At 35.6% G+C, this 23,595-nt stretch carries 9 protein-coding genes; all 9 read right to left on the bottom strand.

Annotated features, from left to right (window positions below; genetic code table 11):
• Positions 1–8 precede the first annotated feature (8 nt).
• On the bottom strand, positions 9–1,238 hold the full coding sequence (locus ACKGJY_RS06970; RefSeq protein ID WP_413973149.1) for an enolase C-terminal domain-like protein: 1,230 nt from the start codon (positions 1,236–1,238) through the stop codon (positions 9–11).
• Between the two features lies 1 nt (position 1,239).
• A complete protein-coding gene (locus ACKGJY_RS06965) occupies positions 1,240–2,718 on the bottom strand; it encodes a sulfatase (protein ID WP_413973148.1) in 1,479 nt (492 codons plus the stop codon).
• Between the two features lie 91 nt (positions 2,719–2,809).
• Positions 2,810–5,182 carry an alpha-L-rhamnosidase C-terminal domain-containing protein gene (locus ACKGJY_RS06960; protein ID WP_413973147.1) on the bottom strand — a complete coding sequence of 791 codons (2,373 nt, stop codon included), beginning with the start codon at positions 5,180–5,182 and terminating at the stop codon, positions 2,810–2,812.
• Between the two features lie 25 nt (positions 5,183–5,207).
• Positions 5,208–8,777, bottom strand: a complete 3,570-nt coding sequence (locus ACKGJY_RS06955) for a LamG-like jellyroll fold domain-containing protein (protein ID WP_413973146.1) — start codon at positions 8,775–8,777, stop codon at positions 5,208–5,210.
• Positions 8,778–8,782: 5 nt separating this feature from the next.
• Positions 8,783–12,091: a family 78 glycoside hydrolase catalytic domain gene (locus ACKGJY_RS06950; RefSeq protein WP_413973145.1), complete on the bottom strand. Its 3,309-nt coding sequence runs from the start codon at positions 12,089–12,091 to the stop codon at positions 8,783–8,785.
• Between the two features lie 26 nt (positions 12,092–12,117).
• Entirely contained in the window at positions 12,118–15,474 is a 3,357-nt protein-coding gene (locus tag ACKGJY_RS06945) for a glycosyl hydrolase (RefSeq protein WP_413973144.1), read from the bottom strand.
• Between the two features lie 5 nt (positions 15,475–15,479).
• On the bottom strand, positions 15,480–18,770 hold the full coding sequence (locus tag ACKGJY_RS06940; protein ID WP_413973143.1) for a family 78 glycoside hydrolase catalytic domain: 3,291 nt from the start codon (positions 18,768–18,770) through the stop codon (positions 15,480–15,482).
• A 534-nt stretch (positions 18,771–19,304) separates the two neighbouring features.
• On the bottom strand, positions 19,305–21,221 hold the full coding sequence (locus ACKGJY_RS06935) for a hypothetical protein (protein WP_413973142.1): 1,917 nt from the start codon (positions 21,219–21,221) through the stop codon (positions 19,305–19,307).
• A gap of 142 nt (positions 21,222–21,363) precedes the next feature.
• Positions 21,364–23,370 carry a T9SS type A sorting domain-containing protein gene (locus ACKGJY_RS06930; protein ID WP_413973141.1) on the bottom strand — a complete coding sequence of 669 codons (2,007 nt, stop codon included), beginning with the start codon at positions 23,368–23,370 and terminating at the stop codon, positions 21,364–21,366.
• Positions 23,371–23,595: the final 225 nt, after the last annotated feature.

The raw sequence follows: 23,595 nt of genomic DNA, 5'->3' as shown, positions 1-23,595 counted from the left end.
TATGGGTACTATACTTCAATATATAATTCACTTACTATTTTTAATCGATCGGTATCAATTTCTAAACCAAAACCTGATACTGGTTTATACGAATAATAGCCATTAGGTTCCTTTTTAGTTGCAGCACTTTGCAAACATTCTAGGTAGGTTTTAGAGTCTTCTTTTTTCTCTATCGCTTCTACCCAAGTAGCACCAACACCTACAGCGATTTGTTGCCATGCAGAACATGCAGGTCCTACCAAACTGTCATCGCCAATCATGACTTTTGCGCCTATGTCTTTTATCTTGTGCGCTAGTTTTGCCGTGTGAGTTAAACTTCCCATTGTAGATGGATGCAAATTGTAAATATGTCCCATTCCTTTTTGCATGGTGTTGATACCTTTCCAAGCAGGACGCATTGGAGCATCTGGAATCAAGGTTAAATCTCCCACCATCTCTTGCAATTGTATCCATTGATTTGTTTTTAAATTTGCTGGATCTTCTATGGCATTTAATCCATTTTCTTTAAATCGGTTAAGTATAGCTTTTAATTCGTCTAAAGATTTCCACTTTTTATAGCCTTTATTTACATCTGAAATTACTACAGCTTCATCTCCTAAAACGGCTCTGATGGTTTTAAGCAACTTCATATCAACGTTTTCATCACCATACATCTTAAACTTCATATGATGTGCAAGATTTTGTTCGATACTTTTTTCAGCTTCTGCTCTAACTTTTTTCTCGTCCTTATCTAAAATGCAATATAATCCTGGAACTGGATTAGTTCCTGTTAATCCCAACAATTCAACAGCTGATTTATTTTGAAGTCGCCCTGATAAGTCTAAAAGCCCCATGTCTAACGATTCTAACATTTTTAGAGATCGTTTAGAACCCAAAACTTGTTCTGATACCAATATTTTTTGCGCTTCGCCTATCGTTAATCCTTTAAATTGCTTTAAATAGTCAACCCAAGCCGTTGGTTTAAAATCTGGATTGTTCTTTGAAGCTGGTGTTTCTGTCCAGCCATAAAAATCTCCTGCCGATATTTTTATAAATAAATGCTGGCGGTTATGCCATGTACCCCAAGAAAAATAGCGAGGTATATTGATATCATATCGAAATACTTCAATTTTTGTAATCTTCTCCTTTAAGTATTCCTTTCCATTTTTATCTGTACAAGCCGAAAATAATGGATATGTCGCACCTACGATACCAAGTGCTGACATGCTTTTTATAAAATCACGCCTGTTTGTCTTCATACTACCAAGAATCATTCATAGATATTAATAACTGAGCCAATTCATTTTCCAATTTAGCATCTAAAATAGGATCTTCTCCCCAAATATTTTTCATTTGATAAGGATCTTTAGCATCGTGATAGAGGTAATGAAATTTATCTCCATTTTCGTGTTTTACTACTGCATACGTATGTTCTTTGGTTCTAAAACCTCTAGCATCACCTTTAGAAGCAAAACTTTTTCCTCCAAAATACAATTGCTTTTCTGGGCGGTTTACGGGTTTATCGAAAAATAAATCCGCATAATTTTCACCATCAACCACGTTTGGTATTTTATCTTCAAGTCCCATTAAGCCTAATAGTGTTGGCATATAATCAGGCACACTTAACAAAATATCATCCTTTTTTGGTTTTACTTTTTTTGGATAATGCACAATTAAAGGAATTTTATAGGCTTCTTTAAACCACACATTTTTATGCATTAATCCTTGGCTTCCTAGCATTTCGCCATGATCTGCAGAAAATACAATAATGGTGTTTTCATACAGACCTGCTTCTTTTAGTTTTGCAATCACACGTCCTATTTGATCATCAACCCCATTTACAGAAGCAAAATAATCTGTAGCTTGATCTAAGCGTTTTTCTACGCCGTGATCTCCTCTTTTTAAATCATAATTATCATCAAACTGCACATTTGGTCTATTTAAAACGTCTTTATGCGTCATGCCTTCATAACGTTTCCTATACCGTTCTGGCACCTGTTTAAAAGGTGTATGAGGTGGATTTATTGACCAAAACAAGGCAAAAGGCTCATCTGCATTTCGTTGTTTTTTATTGTTTTTGAAGTAATTGATGATAACATCAGCTTCGTGTTCTGTAGACCATTGTTTAGGGTATATTTTATCATTTTCACCTCCGTAAGTTGTCCAATAATAAGGACTGTTATGTCTATTATGCGTTCCATAGGCATGCCAAAACGAGAATCCATGTCTACGATCTGGAGGGCACCAAGTATCCCAAACGCGTTTTACATCTGGTGGTGTGGGTTCTGGGCCATCTAAATGCCATTTCCCAACATACCCTGCACTATAGCCGTTTTCTACTAAAACATCAGAAAAGCAAATTTCATCTTTCTTTAAATAATTCCCCAAGGCAGTTCTTTGAGAATTGCAATTTTCTACAACTCCTGTTGATAAAGAATAACGCCCTGTCATTAACATTGCTCTATACGGACTGCATAAAGGATTGTTTGAAACGGCTTCACTAAAAAACACCCCTTCTTTTGCCAATTGGTCTAAATTTGGGGTATGAACAGGATCTTCTTTTAGAAATCCTAACGATGCTTGACGATACTGATCTGCAAAAATGAATAGTAAATTAGGTTTGGTGTTTACACTTTCTTTCTTAGGTTCGGTTTTACACGAGTATACACAACTTAAAATTAAGATAATAACAATGCCTTTTATTGAAGTGTTTATTTTACAGTTTTTATAATGAATCATTCTATAGTTTTACTTTTGAATTCTTATCCGCTTTAGCGGATTATTAATGTAACTAAATATTACATGTAATATGTATACATCAAAATAGTACCTATTGATATATTGCAGAAATTAACCAGGAACCAGATTCAATATTAAATTTCAAATATTTAGAATCTTCACTGCTGTAAACTAAGCCATTCAGCTTCTTTTTGTTTTTTCCTTTTTTCCATATACATTTTTCATTAACCCATACCTCTTTTATGTCCTTATCTGATTTAGGTATGCCAACAATAGCAGTAGTTTGTTTAGGTGATGTTAAAGCCATTTGGAACGTATCATCACTCACCTTAATATGAATATCTATGTCACCTTTTACCGTTGGAATCGTTTTCTTTAGTTGTTTTATATGAAGTAATTTTGGCATAATTTCATATTCGCTCCAAGCAGCTTTAGTTGGCGCAACACCAGCAATATATTTTGAAAGAATTTTATTAGAACCATTCCAAGCGTGATTGTAACTACCGCCTCTTGGAAACATTTCGTATAAAGTAGACATCGATTTTTTATCTACCTGACTTTGGTACTGGTCTTTCATTCTTTCTAAAGACGCTTTATGCCTATTTGCAATACACATGGCTTCTTCTACCACCCATTCAAAATGCGGACTTGAAAAACGGTTTGGAATTAATACATTTTCTACAATCTGGTTATAAAATTCTGGATCAGCAATTCCTGAAACTATAGCTATGGCATTGGCTCTGTCGTCTTTTAAATCTTCAGCATTGCTACTGTAAAATCCATTTTTCCAATAGGCTTTCTCAAATGCAGGTTTCATAGTTTCCATCCTCCTTGTATACCAAGCGATGTCTTCTGTTTTACCTAATACCTCAGCCATTTTTTTCGCTTCTTTTAAGGCTAAATAATAAAATGCTGCTTGGATTGGTTCTTTATCAATGGTATTTTTTACGCCCCAATCGGCCCAATCCCAAGCATCTGGACTTTTCTTAATGCGGTATTCTGGTAAGCCATTTTCCTGCGTAGGAAAAAGTTTTAAATACTTGTAGGCATAAGGATAAGCATGTTGCAAGGTTTCTAAATCGCCCGTATTTAAATAATAAGGCCATATACATTGGGCGATAAACTGTAAACTTTGCGCCACTAATTCACGAACTCTAAGTGGCCCTAAAGCACCTAAAACATCATTTTCACTAAAGGCTGTCGTTTGTAAAATTGCTTTTTTTAGTAGCTGACGCCCTGCATCATCCATTGCATAGAACAAGTAGCCTGTTTGATCTGCAACATCGCCAATCCATAACGCACGTTCTCTATCTGGGCAATCCATAAAATTATCGCGCGCGCAAACAAATAAGGTGTTGTTTCCCATCCACCATAGGCGATTATAAAACGGGTCATCTACTTCAAATTTACCAGACATTTCACCTACACTCATCCAACGATATTTAAGCGCTTTTACTTTCACCCCTTTTGGTATGGTATATAATATTTCATTACCATTCATCCACGAAAAACTTTCGAATTTTTGAGTTCCTGATTTGGTAATATAAGTAGCCGTAATTTTATTCAAACGATTATCAGTAGTTATGAAAATCGTATCACCTACTTTGGCTTCAACTTCTAAATACGGTGTAATTTGCTTATTAAAAGGAAGCTTACATTTTATGGTTTTACCATCACTTATAAAAGGAAATTGTAAATCATCGTGATTCTTATAGTCCTCCAAACCATGATTGATTAAATGCGGTACAATATTTGGCTCTAAATTGTACCAAGGCGCTACACCTGCATTTCCTTTTTCTGTAGCTTCTGGCCAATTTTCATCATCAAATTTAGAGGAATACCACGCATTTTCAGACCAATCATTCATTGCTTTTTGAGCATCAAATTTTACTGAATATTGCACTAATGATTTACTAGCAGGTTCAATTGTATTGTCATATCCTGAATGCTGTTTTGCCTTCCAACTTCCATTTGAAACTAATCGTTGCTGGCCTATTTGAGCAGAAAAAAGCAAACCGCCTTTTCCGCTATCAATATGTGTTCCTTTGTGGGTTTCTCGACCCCAATACCAGACCAATATTGCTATGGTGTTTTCTCCTTTTTTAAGGTAAGATTGAATATTTAAAGTTTCATACCACGAATTGGTGGGTGTTATTTTTTTCTTCCTATCCCACGCTCCTGCTTGACTTGGCCCTCTGGATAGCCCGCCTTCAAAAATCACCATTTCTCCATTAATCCATAACCAAAACTTACTATCCACGGCTATATGAGCTTCAACTATTTCCGGGATTTCATCTACAGTAATCGTTTTTCTAAAACTCAACCAAGTATTAGAAGGCCCATCTTCTTGTTGCCAAATCCATTGGGCATCTGTCCAATTCGGGGTATTAGCGAATACTGAACTGGAAGTTGTATAAGCAATTGCAAGCAATAGCCATAAACCTAGACTGTTTTTAAATTTCATTCTCATTCTTTTACTATCTTTTAATCTATTGCTTGATAAATTTTGATACAAATGAGTTACCCTGTGTATCTGTCATTTTAATCATATATATGCCACTACCAAAAGATGACACATCTAATGTATTATTATTTATGGCGTATGCTTTTATCATTCTTCCAGACAAATCGTAAACCTCTGCTTTAATCATCTGAGTACCTAAAATATTAAGTGTTTGATGAGTTGGATTTGGAAATAATTTTATTTTCCTATCAGTTGGTGTATTTTCAATAACACTCAAACTAGCAAGATATTCATCGAGATCTTCAATATTCATCACCTCCTGTATTTCAGTTTCAGAAAGCACATCATTAAACATATACACTTCATCCAGCATACCTGTAAAATTTCGCACTATTTGAGTGGCTGAAAATGAACCAAAAATTAATCTACCTACAGCTTTAGGCTTTCCAGTTTCAAACTCATAACCTTCTGCGATACTGCCTCGCTGCTCGCCATTCACATAAAATTTATGTTGTCTTTGTCCTTCCCTCTGGTCTAAAACCAAAGCAACATGAAACCAATCGTCTTTTTCAGTAGTATCTACATTAAATGAAATGGATTGTCTTTGATGAGATGATCTAAAGCTTAAATCTGCACCATTGGAGTATAGTAAAGTACGCCCCACATTAGGTTGCAATATGTCGCCTCGCATGGTGTAATCTGATACTTTTAACCAAAACGCTATGGTATAAGCGGTTTCAGAACTGTATTCAAAAACTTTATCAGCAGATGTAAAATAGGATCCTTCAGTAAAACTAAAGACGCCACCGTTGCCATATTTTCCTGTATCATAAGTTACAGCAAACCCCATAGTAGCATCGTTATCATTCCCGCTATGGTCATCACCATTTTCTTCTAGTGGTAAGTAAAACAATAATTTATTTGTAAAAATACCAGCTCTGTCAAGTATGCTAATACTAATACTTGCTTCAGAACTTTTACCATCTGAATCTGTTACTATCGCTTTTAATATGTAATTACCACCTTCTAAGTCTGATAATGCAGGCGTATCAGAAGATGAGAAATTAAAAGACGCAGTTGTTTTTGTAGCTATGAGCTGATCATCAAGAAATAATTCAACGTTATCAATACCTTCATCATCAGTAGCATCCAATTCAATATTTACTAAACCACCGTCTGCCTTCTCGAATATAGCACCATCAGTTGGCGTTATAAAGGAAATCTCTGGAGCATAATCAACAAATACATCTGCATTAAACTCCCAAATTCCAGGAGTCACATTAAATTTTAAAAAGGATGCATCCTCACTATTAAAAGAGATTCCTGAAACGCCATTTACAAATGCACCATCTTCCCAAACGGTTACACCTCCAACGGTAACTTCAAATATTTCTGTATTGGTTTTTGGAATGCCCACAACAGCGGTTGTGTTCTCAGGCGATTCTAGTTTCAAATTAAAATTAGTTTTACCTGAAGTAACCTCAACTACTATATCACCTTTAACAGAAGGTACTATGGTTTCAAACGACGTAAAACTAGCCAATGTTGGACATACTTCATACGATGCCCATGCCACTTCAGTAGCTTTAATACCTGTAATGTAGCGCGATAGTATATAGTTAGGTGCATTCCAAGCATGGTTTGGTGTTCCAGGATTACTATTTGGATCACTCTCAAAACGTTCGTACAAGGTTGTTAAATTAGGGTTATCAACCTGAAAATCATACACCTCTCTCATTCTGGTTAATGCTTTTTCTGGTTCCCCTAATTGCATCAACGCCTCTTCTGCTAACCATTCAAAATGTGGACTTGATTTTCTAACAGGGAATAAAACTTCATCTACTAAGGTCTCATAGTGACTTTCATCTGCTAAACCTGCAATAACCGCAAGAGAACTTACACGTTCTTCTATGGCATTACCTGAAGTATTATAACTATTACCTCTCCAGTATTTTTGAACATAGTTTTGTTCAATACTATTAATTCTGTTATCATACCATGGTATATCTTCGGTTTTATCTAATACAATAGCCATGTTTTTGGCTGCTTTTAGTGCTATATAATACCATGTGGCTCTTATGGCATCCGAATCACGATCGCTACCCCAATCTGTCCAATTCACACCACCTCTTCTATTTTCAGGCATACCATCTGAAGCCATATTCCATAACTCCAAATACGTTAATATAGCAGGATATGCGTTTTCAATAGTCGCTATATCTCCAGTATTGTAGTAATACTGCCAAACTACATTATCAATAAATTGAAGACTTTGTCCTGCAAATTCGGCAGTTTTAGTTTGAAAACTACCAAAACCTGGTGTTAAGCCTTCTATAATATCTCCTCTACGATAGTTTATAGTATTGTCTATCGCTTTTTTTAATAATTTTCTTCCTGCCTCATCTAACGTATAGAAAATTGCTCCTGTTTGATCACCTACATCACCAATCCACAAGGCACGTTCTCTATCAGGACAATCCATATATCCGTCTCTTGCACAGATGTACAATGTGTTTCGTGCCATCCACCATAAACGGTTATAAAATTCATTATCACACTCAAAATTCCCTGTCATATCTCCTACACCTGTCCAACGGTACTTTAGTTCTTGTACTTCTACTCCTGGAGGAATGCTGTACTCTACAACATGCCCATTAAACCATGTATAGCCTTCAAATTCTTGAACACCATTTTTGGAAGTATATGTAGACTGCAATAAGTGAAAATTATTATCAGTATCCATAACAACAGTTCGCCCTGAAGTAGCATTAAGTTTTATGTAAGGTGTAATTTGTTGATTGAAGGGCAGTTTTGCTATTATAGTGACGTTAGACCCTGAATTATTAGTATAAGGAAGATTTATTGTCGAACCATTTACCGTCATTGATGGATAATCTGTCAATCCTCTATCGTTCCATTGCGGTATCGCACGCTCTACCAAATTGCCCCAAGGCTGACTATTTATGCCTCCTTTTTCTGTAGGTGTGTCCCAGTTACTGTCATCATAACCTTCTGTATACCAAGCACTATCTGTCCAATCTCCTAAAGCATTTCTAGCATCGAATTTCACGCTATAAGGCGTAATCCTATTATCTGCTCCACCTCCACCACTATTGGGATCATAAGCTGGGTGCAATTTCATCTTCCAAGAAGAATTTGTATTCAAATCGGCGTTCCAATCCGCAGAAACGTATAAACCTCCTTTACCACTATCTAAGTGGGACTTTCTTGTACGTCCAAAGTACCACGCTAAAATGGCTATTGTATTTTCACCCGATTTTAAGTAAGGTGCCAAATCAACAGGATCGTAATATGTAGTATTTGGTGCAGCACCTCTTGCTAAACCACCTTCAAATAATACCATATCTCCATTTACCCAAAGCCAATATTTACTATCTACAGCAATATTTACTAATGCTTCTGATGGTACTGTACCCACATTAATGGTTTTTCGAAAAGCCATCCAAGTATTGGCTGGTCCATCTTCTTGTTGCCAAATCCATTGCGATTGTGCATGTACAGAAGTTATTGAGATTGCGAAAAAGACAAAGAGAGATACTAAAATTCCTCTTTTTCTAATTTCTCTGTTTTTCATGACTACTAATTATTATTAAAAATTTTTAATTCTTTTATTGATGGAGCTTGTGTTGATTCTAAAACAAACACGCGACATTTTGTAGATTGAAGAGTATCAAACTCATGGTTCTTGTTGTCTCCACAAGATATTCCATTTACAATATCTTTCCAAATCCCATTTTCCCAATATTGCAATTTATATGAAGTTATATTAGTCCCATATTCATCAACAATAATTTGATTAAACGTTTGTGGTTTTACCCATTCTACTTCTAAATATTGATTTTTAGTTTCTGTAGCTAACCAACGGGTTGCTTCGTCTTCATCATTTACTCTAAAAGCTTCAAAAACGGGTAGTTTTTCAGTTTGAATAAACATAGACGAGGCATTCATTCTTCCTAAGGTTGCTAAATTTTCAGGAGTTCCTAAGGGTTCTGGGAAAGCTACTTTTGGCATTTCTGAAACTGTAAACTTATACGTTCCAGATACTGCGTTAAAAATTATATAATTACCTACAGCATCATGTTTTTCCGTTCCTACATAGGTTATCCCATTTGCTTTTTCCGCAAGGTGACCTCCTTCACTAATATCCTCTTTAGAATTGGCTGGAAGATAAATTTTTGCGCTTGTATTTACTGGAATTTCAATATAAAAACTGGCACCACTATCTTGCTTTTCCCAATTCACAACTACTTTACCATACATAGATTCGTATTCGGTATTTGCATAAGTTAAATCTCCAACAACAGCTGGTTTTATAATCATATGTTGCATACCATAATCATCTGGATTTGGTTTTATCCCTCCAAAACCTTTAATAAAATAACCGCCAATACCCGTATAACACGTATGTATTTGGCTATTACCAATGGCAGACCAACGTTCTGGCCATGTGGTATGTCCTTGTTCTAAAAAATAGCCATAACTCGGGTGATGTTTGTCTTTTAGGAGTTCGTAAATTAAATCCATACGCTCTCCTGATTCTAAAAAGTATCGGGTATAAAGTGCCTGACCAGAACTTCCCGTATCATAATACGGAAAATCATAAAGTACATTATTTACAAGTTGCGCGGTTACTTTTTCTTTTTCTTCTTTCGGCGTTACGCCCGAAAGTAAAGCAAAAGCTTGATTGACTTGAATACCGTCTAGATATTTTCCTGTTTCAGCATTATAAGAAAGTTCGTGGGTTGCTTTTTGCTGAATACTTAGACGGTTGGCATACATGTTTTCATCTTCGGTTTTACCTAAAGCTTTCGCCATATTCATAGAACATTCCAGCATAAAAGCATAGGCGCAGTTATTAAAATGTGCGGCATCAGGCGAGTTACTACTATCCCAAAAATTACCACGAGGTGTACACCAATCTCCCAAACCTGGCATTTCACGTTTGCCACGTTCTCCTATTTTAAGAGCGCCTCCAGTTTCATAATTTGAAGCATTATGCATCCAGCTCATCCATTTTTGCATAGACTCGTAATTATCTTCTAATATTTTTTTATCGCCTAACATGCGATAGGTTTCCCAAAATGTTATCGGGCTATTGGCCTTCCACATTAAAAAGGGACGATCTTCTTCGTTTAATACAGCTCTGGTTTGACCGTCGGGAAATTGCGCGTCACGCATGTATTGAGTGTATTGATCCATATAAGCGCCGCTTTCAAAATTAGGTAAAGCATCACCATACATAGCAGCTACGGTGACTTCGCCCCAGCCACGACGCTCGCGATGCGGACAATCTACTAAAATACCATCCATAGTATTAGCGATATAGGTGTTTAAATTGATTTGATAAATTTGATTGAGTTGCTCATTTGAAGATTCAAATTTGCTAATCTGCTTGCGATTGTTTGTGACTACATACCCTTTGATATCCTCTAATTTAGGCTCATAATTCAAACCATAAGCCGTTATCCATCTGCCGCCTGCTACGTTAAAACGATTGGCAAATTTACCTTCACCAGACTTCCCAAATATGTATTTGCTTTTTTGTTTCCAGTTCATCACGACTGCAGTTTGGTCGCTTATCTCGAATAAAATAGAATCGCCTTCCTTTCCATTATATAAGTCTATTTCAAAAAACCCCGTATAGTTTTCACCCATATCAATGCGGTAGGTGCCATCGTTATTTTTCTTGATGGCAATGGGTTCAATTTCTTTAAACCGTACTTGAGGTTCTACTATTTGAGCACTTAATTCTGCTCTGATTGGGTTGTATAATGCCCGCAATTCGCGATCTTTATTACTATTTAATGCAAAACTGATATTATTCCCATCAGGGATTTTAGCATTCAGTTCTTTGTGATTGTAAACACTAGCATTCATCCAATGGCTATCATCATATTCGGCTGTATTCCAGTTGTCTTCTCGTTGTCTATCGTCAATGGTTTCACCTCCAAAACGTAAAATATCCCAATCGCCATAATATTCGGAATGACTTTTTTTAGTTTTCCAACTCGTATCCGTTTTTAGAGTGATTTGTTTTCCACCAGATACAATTTCGGCTTGTGCTTTAAATACATAAGGCACCATTCTATATTCTCTAATACGTTTCCATCTTGCCCAACCTGCGGCGTGCCAAACGGCTATAACATTGTTGCCTTTTTTTAGTTTATCTGAAATATCATAAGTTAAATACGGAATCCTTTTTTTCATGTAAGAAGACACTGGATTCAATACATTTTCAGTGATTTTTTCTCCATTTACATATAATTCGTGATAGCCAAACGACCCGACATGAACAAAGGCAGAAGTTGCATCGTCTTCCAACGTGAAATTCTTTCGATACCAATTATGATCTGTTTTTTCTTGATCTTCTTTTAAAATCCAATCGCCTTTCCAATCATCTTGACTTAAAAGTCCCATTGAGAATTTTCCAAAGTCACTCCAATTGGAAGTATTTCCATCTTTATCCCAAACCTTTACTTTCCAGAAATACTGCTTTGAAGATTCTAGCGCTTTCCCTTGATAGATGTTATTTACAGATTGATTTGAATCCAACTTACCAGAATCCCAAACATCACCAGTATTATTATGTAATGCTTCTAAACTACTAGCTACTAAAACTTGATACGCGGTTTGCTTTTGTCCTCTTGCAAAATTATCTTGACTTAGTTTCCAGCTTAATCTTGGACTTGTATTATCTATTCCTAAAGGGTTTACTCGATATTCACATCTTAAGTCTTGCACATTAATAGATGCTGTTTCGCAAGATGTAAAGGCACTAAAAACACTTATAACAAAAAGTGATAAAAATGTATTTCCGAATAAACTAACAAATAATCTATTGATGTTATTAGTTTTCAAAATTTTCAAAGAAATGATTATGAAATTCATTTTAAAGGATTTGATGCAAACTTATTTTAGTTAGAAAATAGCTTAGTTGATTTTATTTTTACAGGCCCTAAAAGTCCTGAAGATATTAATGTTTTATCTCTGTTATAAAAATTAAACACAGTAAACGTATGCCTTTCACTTTCTGGTGCTAGCTCATTATTAATGTACCAATCTGGCATTTTTTTGGCTTGTTTGCTATAAGCACTTGTATCTGGTAAAGCTTCATCACCAATCAATCTATTCGTCCAAAGATTAGTGAGTTCTATAACCAATTCATTATTTCCTGATTTAGATGCTTTTGTAATATCTACTTCATAAGGCGCAATCCAAGTAACTCCTAAATCTTCACCATTTAAAATAACTCTAGCAGCCACACTTACTTTACCCAAATCTAAAAATAACTTACGGTCTTTTTCGAGTAACTTTTCCTCTATTGTAAAGCTCTTTTTATAAATCGCTGTTCCTGAATAATGTTTGATATTGTTATTCTTATGGTCTTTCCAATCTGTTAATTCAGAAAAAGTGTGCGTGCCATCATAACCATCTTCTTTTCTAAATTGCACTTCCCAATCGCCTTCTATAATTTTTGGATCTGGTATATCATCTACTTTTACTGTTATAGTTTTTCCGTTCGATAAAGTTGCCTCGTAATTTCCATTTGCTTTTATTTCTGCTTGTACTTTATCGTCGACATTTAAAAAATATTCAATAGCATTTGAAGGGTCAGCAATCACTAAGGGCGTGTTGTTTATTGCTTCTCTAAATATTACAAATGTTGACTCTTGATTCTCTAAGAAAATAGGCACCTGTATTTTACCATTTTCACTTGAAAATTGCGCTAATTTGGTAATTTCCCCTGTCATGGGATTCCATAATTCAGGAATTTTACCATCTATATTAAATGTACATTCAAACACTTTTGGCGCATCGTCTTCATTATAAAAGAAATAAATATCTTCTGTAGTTGTTTTTCTATGTATAAAGTCTGCTGCTTCTTTTCCTTTTATTGTAAAATCTGGAGTAACATTTAATTTTGGAAGTAATGTATCCCAATTCAAATTAGTATAAGTAGTAGGTTTACTCCAAATATCGGTAACTAAACTTTTGAATTCCTCCTCTTGTTTTTTAGTCGTTTTATAAGCTGCTATAGACAAAGGTTTTTCTCCAATAAGTGTAGCGCCTTTATCTGATAATTCTTTTAAACGCCTTAAAGTTGATAATTCAATTTTTTTAATATTACCCAGTATTAACCCTTTAAATTCAATACCTTCAGGTAATTTAAAAAGACCATTTTCTACAGTAACTCTGTTAATTAACACCTCGCTATTGGTGGTTAGGTATTTTATTTGTGGTAGTAATTTAGGGTTGAAACCCGGATTTGGCGAAGCATCTCCAGGAAAAACTAGAAAGTCATACACAGGATTTCCTTGACGTAATAAATACTGACCTCTCGCCATGTATGTAAACCAAGATTTTCCTGCATTCTTCCACCAGGTATTAGTTCTATCAAAATGCGAACCCCAAGGTCCCATGGTCATTCCCGGAGTAACACGTGTGTTAGGTTGATGTGCAAAACGATGAAACATAAACTCGTTAATACCCAACGTCCAGATACGGTCTCCAGATTTTTTATTCATCGCAGGATGCCCTTTCCAATTTAATTTGGCAGGTGCCGTAAAGGACTCGGCAGAAATAATAGTTTTACCATAAAGATGAGCTGAAGTTACTGCAGAACTTACAATTGTTGGCGGTGTCTTATCTTCATCAATGGGGTGTGTTGTCCAAAATTCACCCATAGGAATATCAGCTTTTCCGCCAGTAGCTAAATTATCCATTGGGCCATTTCCATAAGGCTCTATATATGTTTTTATGCCATCTTTATGACTGAGTTCTGTAAAATACCCAAAGTAATTTTCTACCATTAATTCACTATTTAGCTTTCTAATATCGTAAGTTACAGCTTCAGAAGCAGATGCACTCTCAACAAATCGACCTGCGTAAATTGGTAAAAACGATATTAAATCGTAGCCAAATCGGTTTTTAAAAATAGTATCGTAATCAAACGTCCAGTTCTGTCCGCCCATTTCGTAGCTATCAATTTCTACATATTGCATAGCATTTGGCGCTACTGGCATTGCCGCTTTTACCACTTCTTTTGTAAACGCATCGTAATGCACTTTTACAGAAGGTTTGTGGTATTTATCGACTTCCAATCCACGACCAGAATCTGTAGCAGGATTATTATAGGCACCAGTAGACGTGTAACCAAATCTCATAATCGTCCAGTTACCTTTTGGTAGTTTAGCTTTTAACATACCCGAGGCATCTACCTTAGCACTAAGATTGATAATCTTAGATGTATTGATTACCATACCTTCTTGGGGCGTGCCAACAGATTGCAATTTTGAAGCATCTGTTTTTGACATGGATCTTCGCCCTAATTGATCAACAATTAGTTGTGTTGAAGATAAACCAATTTCGTAAATACCAACCTTTTTTGCTGGGGTTTCAATTTTAATGTAATTGGTGGTAATACCATCGTATATTCTCGTTAAATCAAATTCTTTTTTTCCTGGTCTGCGATTGTATGGTGCTTCAATCTCGGTAAAATCTTGCCCATTATCTGATATATATACCTTTATCGCTGGTCTTCTGCTATTTGTACTGATGATGAGAGACCTTAGTTGAAATGGCGAAGGGTATTTATACAAAATACTTGCTGGTTTTTCTTTTGAACCATGAATCGTGGTAAACGTATCAATTTTTTTATCTGAAATAATTGAAAGCTCTAATTCTGTATCTGATGAGGTAATTGTTGGCTTATTATTTGCGTCAGCTAACTCAGATTGAAACGACGGATAAGCTAAAACAGCAATATCTTCATAATATCCTTTTCTTACCGTTGGTTGAGGTAATTGCACCGCTATTTTTTTACCACCTTTTACAATGGTTTCGCTATGCACAACCATTTTCATGGATTGTTCTGGTGAAATCCATGGCCCGCCACTTGCCGACCATCCATCGCAATTGTGCACCCCAAAATTTAATCCTAATCGTTCAGATTCTTTTGCGGCATGCGTTAGCATTTCGATATGCTCAGGCGAATTGTATTTTATAGTTCCACTTGGAATGCCGTATCCAATATTGAATAATAATATACCACCCACTCCAACGTCTGCTAAAGATTCTAAATCTTTGGTAAGCCCTTCTTTAGACATATTGCCATTCAAGGCATGCATCCAAGTTTGAGGTCTTGCTGTATTTGGTGGATTGATAAATTGGTGTTCTAACTCTTTAGAAACTCTTTGAGCAAAGCAGGATATACCAATTAATAAGACTAGAGGCAATAAAACAACTGTTATTTTGAAATTTTTAATTCGCACGACTTTTAATTTTTATTTTCTTCTTTACTACTAAAAATTTTAAATTCTGAAATTGATGGTTTTTGTTTTGTATTCAATATCAAAATTCTGCATTTACTCGCGGTAATGGCATCAAAAAGATGCTCTTTATTCTTACCTAAATGTGTTCCAGAAGCCATCGTTTTCCATTCATCGTCATCAAAATATTGTAGCTTATAATTTAATATATTTCCACCTTCTTCTTGGATTATAACTTTGTTGAACGTTTGCGGTTTAAACCATTCCACTTCTAACCATTCATTTGCTATTGAATTGGCTTTCCAATAGGTTTCTAAATTTTCATCATTTGCTCTAAACGCTTCAAAAACGGGAAGTTTTTCTGATTGAATCGTCATTGATGATGCATTCATACGCCCAATTAAAGCTAAATTATCGGGTGTATTTAATGGATCTGGATAATTTACTTCTGGTAATTTATTCACTTTAAAATTATAGGATCCCGAGCCTACTTGATATATGATATAATTGCCAACTGCATCACTTTTTTCTATACCAAGAAACGCAACGTTTTTTGATTGGTAGGCTAAAACTTCTCCCTCAAATACCTCATCGCCATTATTCGCTGGAATATATACTTTAGCCGAAGTATTCACTGGAACTTCAATGTTAAACGTTGCACTTTCATCCTCATTTTTTTTCCAATTCACTACAACATTTCCGTACATCGATTGGTAGCTTGTATTCGCATAAGTTAAATCGCCAACTGGTGCAGGTTTTACCATAAAATGTTGCATGCCTAATTTTTCAGGATCTGGACGAATACCTGCAAAACCTTTGATAAAATAGCCACCAATTCCTGTATAACAGGTATGAATTTGACTGTTTCCAATAGCAGACCACCGCTCTGGCCATACGGTTTTACCTTGCTCGATAAAATACCCATAGCTTGGGTGACGTTTGTCTTTTAGTAGTTCATAAATCAAGTCCATACGCTCACCATACTCCGTAAAATAACGTGTGTATAAGGCTTGCCCTGAGCTTCCTGTATCATAATACGGGAATTTATATAATACTTGATCGACCAGATTATCATACACTTTTTGTTTTTCAGTATCTGGAGTAACGCCTGAAATTAACGCAAAAGCTTGATTGACTTGATGCCCTTCGCCGTATTTTCCAGTTTTAATGTCATACATTTTATTATGAGTGGATTTCCGTTGTACTTCTAATCGGTTTGAATACAGCTCTATATCTTCTTTTTTGTTAAGTATTTTAGAAATATTTAAAGCAGACTCTAGCATAAACGCATACACACAATTGTTAAAATGTGCCGACTCCGGCGAATTACTCGATGTCCAAAAATTACCTCTAGGGGTACACCAATCGCCCAAACCTGGAAACTGTAATGTACCTTGTTTTCCTATTTTAAGTGCGCCTCCTGTTTCAAAATTTGAATGTTCATATAACCATTGCATCCACTTGGTCATTGATTCATAGTGCGCTTCCAATACATTCTCATCACCTAACATTCTATAAGTTTCCCAAATGGTAATCGGGCTATTTGCCATCCACATTAAAAACTGAAAATCATCACCATTAATTACGGCACGCATTTTCCCGTTTTCGGCTTGCGCATCTTGCATAAACTGTGCATATTGTGACATATAGGCACCACTTTCAAAATTTGGTAAGGCATCGCCATACATGGCAGCGACAGTTACCTCGCCCCAACCGCGGCGTTCACGATGCGGACAATCCACCAAAATACCATCAATGGTGTTGGCGATGTAGGTGTTTAGGTTAATTTGATAGATGTTGTTTAGCAATTCGCTAGAACTTTCAAACTGACTAATTTGTTTTCTATCATTGGTAATTACATACCCCTTGATATCCTTTAATTCTGGTTTGTAATTGATGCCATAAATGGTTACCCATCTTCCTCCTGCATAATTAAAACGATTGGTAAAATGGCCTGTTCCAGTTTTATCAAAAACATACTTACTTCTTTGCTCCCAAGAAGAAGTAACTTCCTTGTGGTCGGCAATTTCAAAGGTTATAGTATCGCCTTCTTTTCCGTTGAAGAGGTTCATTTCAAAATACCCTGTATAATTTTCGCCCATATCGATAACATAGTGACCATCTGTATTTTTTTCAACACCAATAGGCTTAACTTCTTTATATTTCACTTGAGGCTCCACCATTTGTGCACTTAAAGTTGCTGAGATTTTACTTGTTGGCGAGTTCGCATCTGTACTTGGTACTACTTTAGCACCTTTTAAGCCCAAAAAGACATCAGCATTACCGACTTCTTTGGCTTCAGACTGATCAAAAATAGCAGCGTTTACCCATTGACTATCATCATAATCAGCAGTATTCCAATTGTCTTCCCGTAAACGTTCATCTATAATTTCACCCCCAAAATCTAGAATATCCCAAGGCCCTATATAAGAACTATAGCTTTTTTTACATTTCCAAGTGTCGTTAGTTTCTAAAACCAAATTAGTATCAGCAAGTTTAATATCTGCCTGCGCTTTAAATACAAAAGGAGGGTCAAAATATTCTACCATTCTGCCCCAACGCGCCCATCCTGCGGCATGCCAAATACCTATAACATTATCACCTTTCTTTAAAAAATCTTTGATATTATAAGTAAGGTAAGGCAAACGTGTTTTCATGTGCGAATACACAGGATTCATTACCGCACTACTCACTTTTTCCCCATTTACATAAACCTCATGATACCCAAAGGACGCGACATAAATAAATCCAGATTCTGGATTTTCTTCTAATGAGAAATTCTTTCTATACCAGTTGTGGTCTTTCTTATTTTGATCTTTTTTGTAAATCCATGCACCTTTCCAATCGTCTTCTTTGAGAAGCCCCATTGAAAAATGTGCAGTCTCACTCCAATTTGAAGTGTTTCCTTGCGCATCCCAAACCTTAACTTTCCAAAAATATTGTTTTGCAGATTCTAAGTTTTCGCCTTTAAATTCAATGTTTACAGACTGGTCTGTTTCAATTTTTCCCGAATCCCAAACATCACCTAAATTATTAGCTAAATTCTCAAAAGTACTTGCTACTAAAACGTGATATGCTGTTTGTTTTTGCCCTCTAGTTTTAGTCTCTTCTATAAGTTTCCAACTTAATCTTGGAGCGGTATTATCAATACCTAAAGGATTTGTGCGGTATTCGCATTTTAAATCTGTCAATACAATAGCTGGCGAGGAATCGCAACCAGAAAAACCAAAAAACAGAGCCATAGCAAAAAAAGAAAAAAAATACTTTTGATATGAGATATGGTTTAGTTGGATTTTCATTTTATATTTTAATAATATGGTTTCTGAGTCTTAAAAATAGTACTACATAAACAAGAACAAACTCATGTTTTTTATATTATATAAATATATTGCTAACCTGTTTATTTATTGTCCTGTAGTGTCAGGTTATAGTATAAGTGAAAGATTTAATTTTGATAAATTTCAATCATATTAATGCTTTTCTCAATTAATATTTTCATATTTTATTTGCACAAAATGATATGCAAAACGTCTATATAAAATACTTCATAACCTATAGTAAAGATAAATTAAGGGGTTTTTGGATAAATGATTTAGGCCGAAATATTATTGAAAAGTATTCCGAATGCAATTATAAGAATCATTCAGATTCCTATATTTTTACTTGGGATAAGGGGCTGATTTTTAATTTAATAGATTATTTAAACGAAAAACAGGTTTTGCTCTAGGTAAGTTTAGGAACTTAATTTAGAATATCTTGTAATTTATTGAACTTAAAATTTTTAGCATAAGAGCAGGGAATCATTTAAAATAATCCCCCACTTTGATAAGCTGTTAACTTACTGTTATAGTTAATTCTAGCGTTTTACTGTCTTCTTCAAAAAACACTTCTAAAGGCAATGCCTCTACTCCAGGTACCATATTAAAGGTTCTTTTTCCTGCAATTTCTTTAGTTTTAATCGGTGTATTTGCTTTAATAGTTACCAAACCTTCTGGTTTTTGGATGGTAATTTCGTTTTCATTAACATGTGTAACCACCTCACTTGAAGATGAAACAATTGGTAATACGAAAGCTGTCTGTTTTGTAATATCTTGTTGTGTGCTTACTTTAATTTCTGTTTTATCGGCAGTACACTTGTATGCAATATCAAATGCAGCAGCAGTTCCTGTAACTTCTTCTCTGTCTACATTTTTCAATTTTACATCGGCTACCAATTCGATAATCTCGTTTTCATCTTTAGAAGTAACTCTTGCAGGTAAATCGTATAAATTTGTATACCAAACATCGTCTATAAAGGTCTCAATACGCGGCGTTAAACAAATATCTTTTCCAGGTTGTACTTGTTGATTGTTTTTTTCAACCAAAGCATATTCTGCCATACTTGCGGCACATAAAAGTCCTACCTTATTATGATATAACACGCCCAAAGCGCCTCCTGATGCTTGACGGTAATCATACTTATAATGATATTCGGCATCATAAGCACTTACCGTTCCTCTCCAGTCTCCACGTGCAAAAAGATAGACATCTAAATCTTTAAAGTGTTTTACACCATCGGCGGTTGCTCTAGGCAAACTTGCATTTGCATTTATTTCTGGTAGATGCTCCCAATGGTCTAACAAGGCTGCTAAAGGTTTGGCATGCGTAAACGTGTGATGCACGCACGGTGGTATTCCAGCTTCAATAAAACCAGGTCCTCCATGAATTAATCCATCGGCTGTACAACGTTGTAATAATTCTGTGTTTTTTACTGCGGCTGTTCCAAATGCAGGGTTTATGTGCGCCATCATAGCAAATCCTGGTTGACTGCCATCGCAGGTGCGACTGCCCCAATAACTCCATTTGTACATACGATTACCCCAACTGTTATCCCAAGCGCCATCAGGCAGCATAAATTCTAAATGACTATTTAGAGATTTTGTTAAGATTTGTAGTAATTCTCCATCTTTCTCTTTGAGTGCATACATTACTAAACTATTCAAAGTTTCTTCTACATTATAGCCTAAATCTACACCATGTAAACCTTTTTCACTTAACTTGCTAGAGCTCTTTTTACATTCACCAAATAATAAACCTTCATTTTCAGTAAAATATACTTTTACTTCTGAAGCTAATTTTTTACTTTTTGCTTTAAAATCATCTCTATTTACAACACCACCTATTAAATTTAAACCATAAACCGCTGTTCCTGGATAGTTAATATTGGTAAAATCTATGGTAAATGTATCATAAATGTATTGTCCTGCTTTTTCTAAACGTGTTGTCCAAGTTTTTTGAGTTGTTTCGTCTAAAACATGGCCATGATAATGCAATGCTTCTGCCAAAGCTATGGCTCCAAAAATGGTAATGCCTTTCCATGATTTTGGGTTTTTAATTACTGTCCAAGCACCACTTTCTTGTGATACATTATTTTCTGCCCAAGTCATAACTAACTTAGCGCCTTCTATATATTTTTCATCACCTGTAATATCAGCCATGTATAAAAACGGATATACGGCGTCCATACAACGCCCATGTATGTGCGAGCAAGACGGACAACCTAGAGCACCATGCTCATCTAAATTAGATGGATTATTAATTTGAACTTTTAACATACCATCGCACCAGTTTTTTAGAAGACCTGAAATTAGATTTTTAAATTCCAAAGAATGTTCTGGGTGGCTTTCACAAGCACTAAATAATGCTGAAAATGGAATAGATAAACCTACTCCTGCGAGCGTTGATAATTGAATAAAATTACGTCTTTGCATTTAGAATATGGTATTTTTTTATAGTTCTGAAAAAATATAATAAGTAGAGTTAATAACCATCCTGTTTTATCCTGTTTTATAAAACTAAAAAGACAGAAGAATGCAAATCCTCTGTCTTTTTAAAATAAAATTTAGGTATTATTTATTGAATTACGAGTTTAGTATGATATACTTTATTCGTATCTGTAAGTGCTTTAACCAAATAAACTCCAGTTTTAAATCCTGCGTTTTTAACTTCTATAGTACCCCCTTGAGCTGCGTTTTGATATACACGTTTTCCTAAGATATTATAAATTTCAATACGCTTAATACCGCTAATATTTTGCATTGAAATACTAAATTCATCTTGAGCTGGATTAGGGAAGATTTTTAATGAATTTTCACGTAATTCTAAGTCTGAAACACTTAAAGATTCACTTGTAGGTATCGCTTCCCATACACTTCTGGTATCTGATTCTGGAGCTATACTATGCGTTACGGTTCCATCTGTCTCTTGATACAAATATCTACCGGCAGTTCTAGATTCAAACCTGTAAGTGTCTTGAACATCATCGTATTCTATCGTCCACGTTTTATCTGTATCAGCTGATGGTGAAGCTGCTCCTGTACTGACCACGCGATAAGCACCACCTGAAAAACCTGCACCTGGTGCACGTAAAATACCCACCGTTTCACTATCAATATTAAAAAACTGACCACTTTCTACGAAAGTCCAATGCGTATTTTGAGGGTCACCTGAATCTGTCATGATAACTGGTTCTGCACTAGATCCTACTGCTGTTAGAAATTGACCGGTAGCTACGTTTCGCAATCTGTAAATATCATCAGAAGGAATTGGAGCGCCAGTATCTGGAACTTCTGATCTTTGATAGGTTGTATTTGCCCATCGCATTTGTGCTCTACCGCCTCTTACTCGGTATACACCATAACGAATACCAGATTCTAGCCCTCTTTCAGGATCAGGGATATTATAATTAAAAGCATCACCACCAATTACAGCATCGCAATAATGTATTTTTTTTGTAGGATCGTTGGGATCTGCTCTAAACCCTATCTCTAACTCAAAACTAACTTCTTCGTTTTTATTAACACGCTTTAGAAAAACAACTTCCCTACCGCTTCCTGATCCGCCTCGTTCTAAAATACGTTCAGCATAAATATCAAAAGCTACTTGCTTGTCTGCATTAATACCTTCTCCATAAACAGGATGTGCTCTGTATAAACAAATAGCAGGATCATTAGGACCTCCACCGCCGGTATGTTTTCCTTTGGCTTGTGCTAAATAACTTCCGTTTTGCCCAAAAGAGCCAGCATCGCCAACTTCTAATATTCTAACAATCCCTGTGAATCTTGCAAAACTCCCTACACCAGTTTCTCCAGATCTTGGTAAAGAACGTTCTATTCTAGGTTGCAACGTATTCGGTGCATCCCAGTGGTTGGATCCATCAGTAATATTATAAACACCCCAAGTTTTTCCATAAACATTACTTTCGGAATAATCAGAATAGCAACTTCTATCATCAGCAGTTCCAACATTATCAGGATTTGAGATATCCACATTTCTTGTACTATTGTTTTCGAATTCACCTGAAGATGGACAAGATAAATCTGTACTCGTATCTTCGTCCGGAGCTATTTCTGCAGGAACTTCCACAAAAGGAATTAGTTCCCAATTACTTCTATCATCAGTATCTGGAACTACAACATGGGTTACAGTACCATTTGCATCATGGTACATAAATCTACCACTAGTGCCCGATTGAAATCGATAGGTATCATTTGTTGTATTATGCTGAATTGTCCAAACTTTATCAGCATCAGTCGCTGGTGCAGCTTTAGTCGTACTAACAACTACAAAAGCGCCTCCAGGACCGCCAGCACCAGGAGCTCTTAATATGCCTAAAACCACACTATCAATATTGTAAAGTGAACCTGTTTGCACAAAAGTAAAACGTGAATTTTCCGTATCACCAGTAGCTGTCATAGTAACGGCAGTTGCACTTACGCCTGCATCTGTTAAAAATTGTCCTGTGGCCACATTTCTAAATCTGAAGATATCATCAGAAGGTGGCGCATCTTGCGCTGTTATGCAAAATGAGTATAACGTAAAAACGAAAAATAAAATGGTTTTTGAAGTCATGTTTTTCATAGCTATTTTTGAACTTTAGTTTAGCTGGTAAAATACCAACTTAGTAAAACTCGCTAATAGTTAAACAATTACTGTCCTGAACTATCCTGCCTTTAGGATAATCGGGCAGATAATTCGTTAAAACACCTATATAAATATATAACCAAAATATATTAACATAATAATAATCAGCACTTTATAAAACTTAAAGCTTACTTTGGAGTTAGCTGAAAACGGAAAAAAAAT

The organism is Hyunsoonleella sp. 2307UL5-6 (assembly GCF_047345485.1).
GTDB lineage: Bacteria > Bacteroidota > Bacteroidia > Flavobacteriales > Flavobacteriaceae > Jejuia.
Note: the sequence above shows the minus strand (reverse complement) of the source record. Positions and strands in the feature narration are given on the sequence as shown.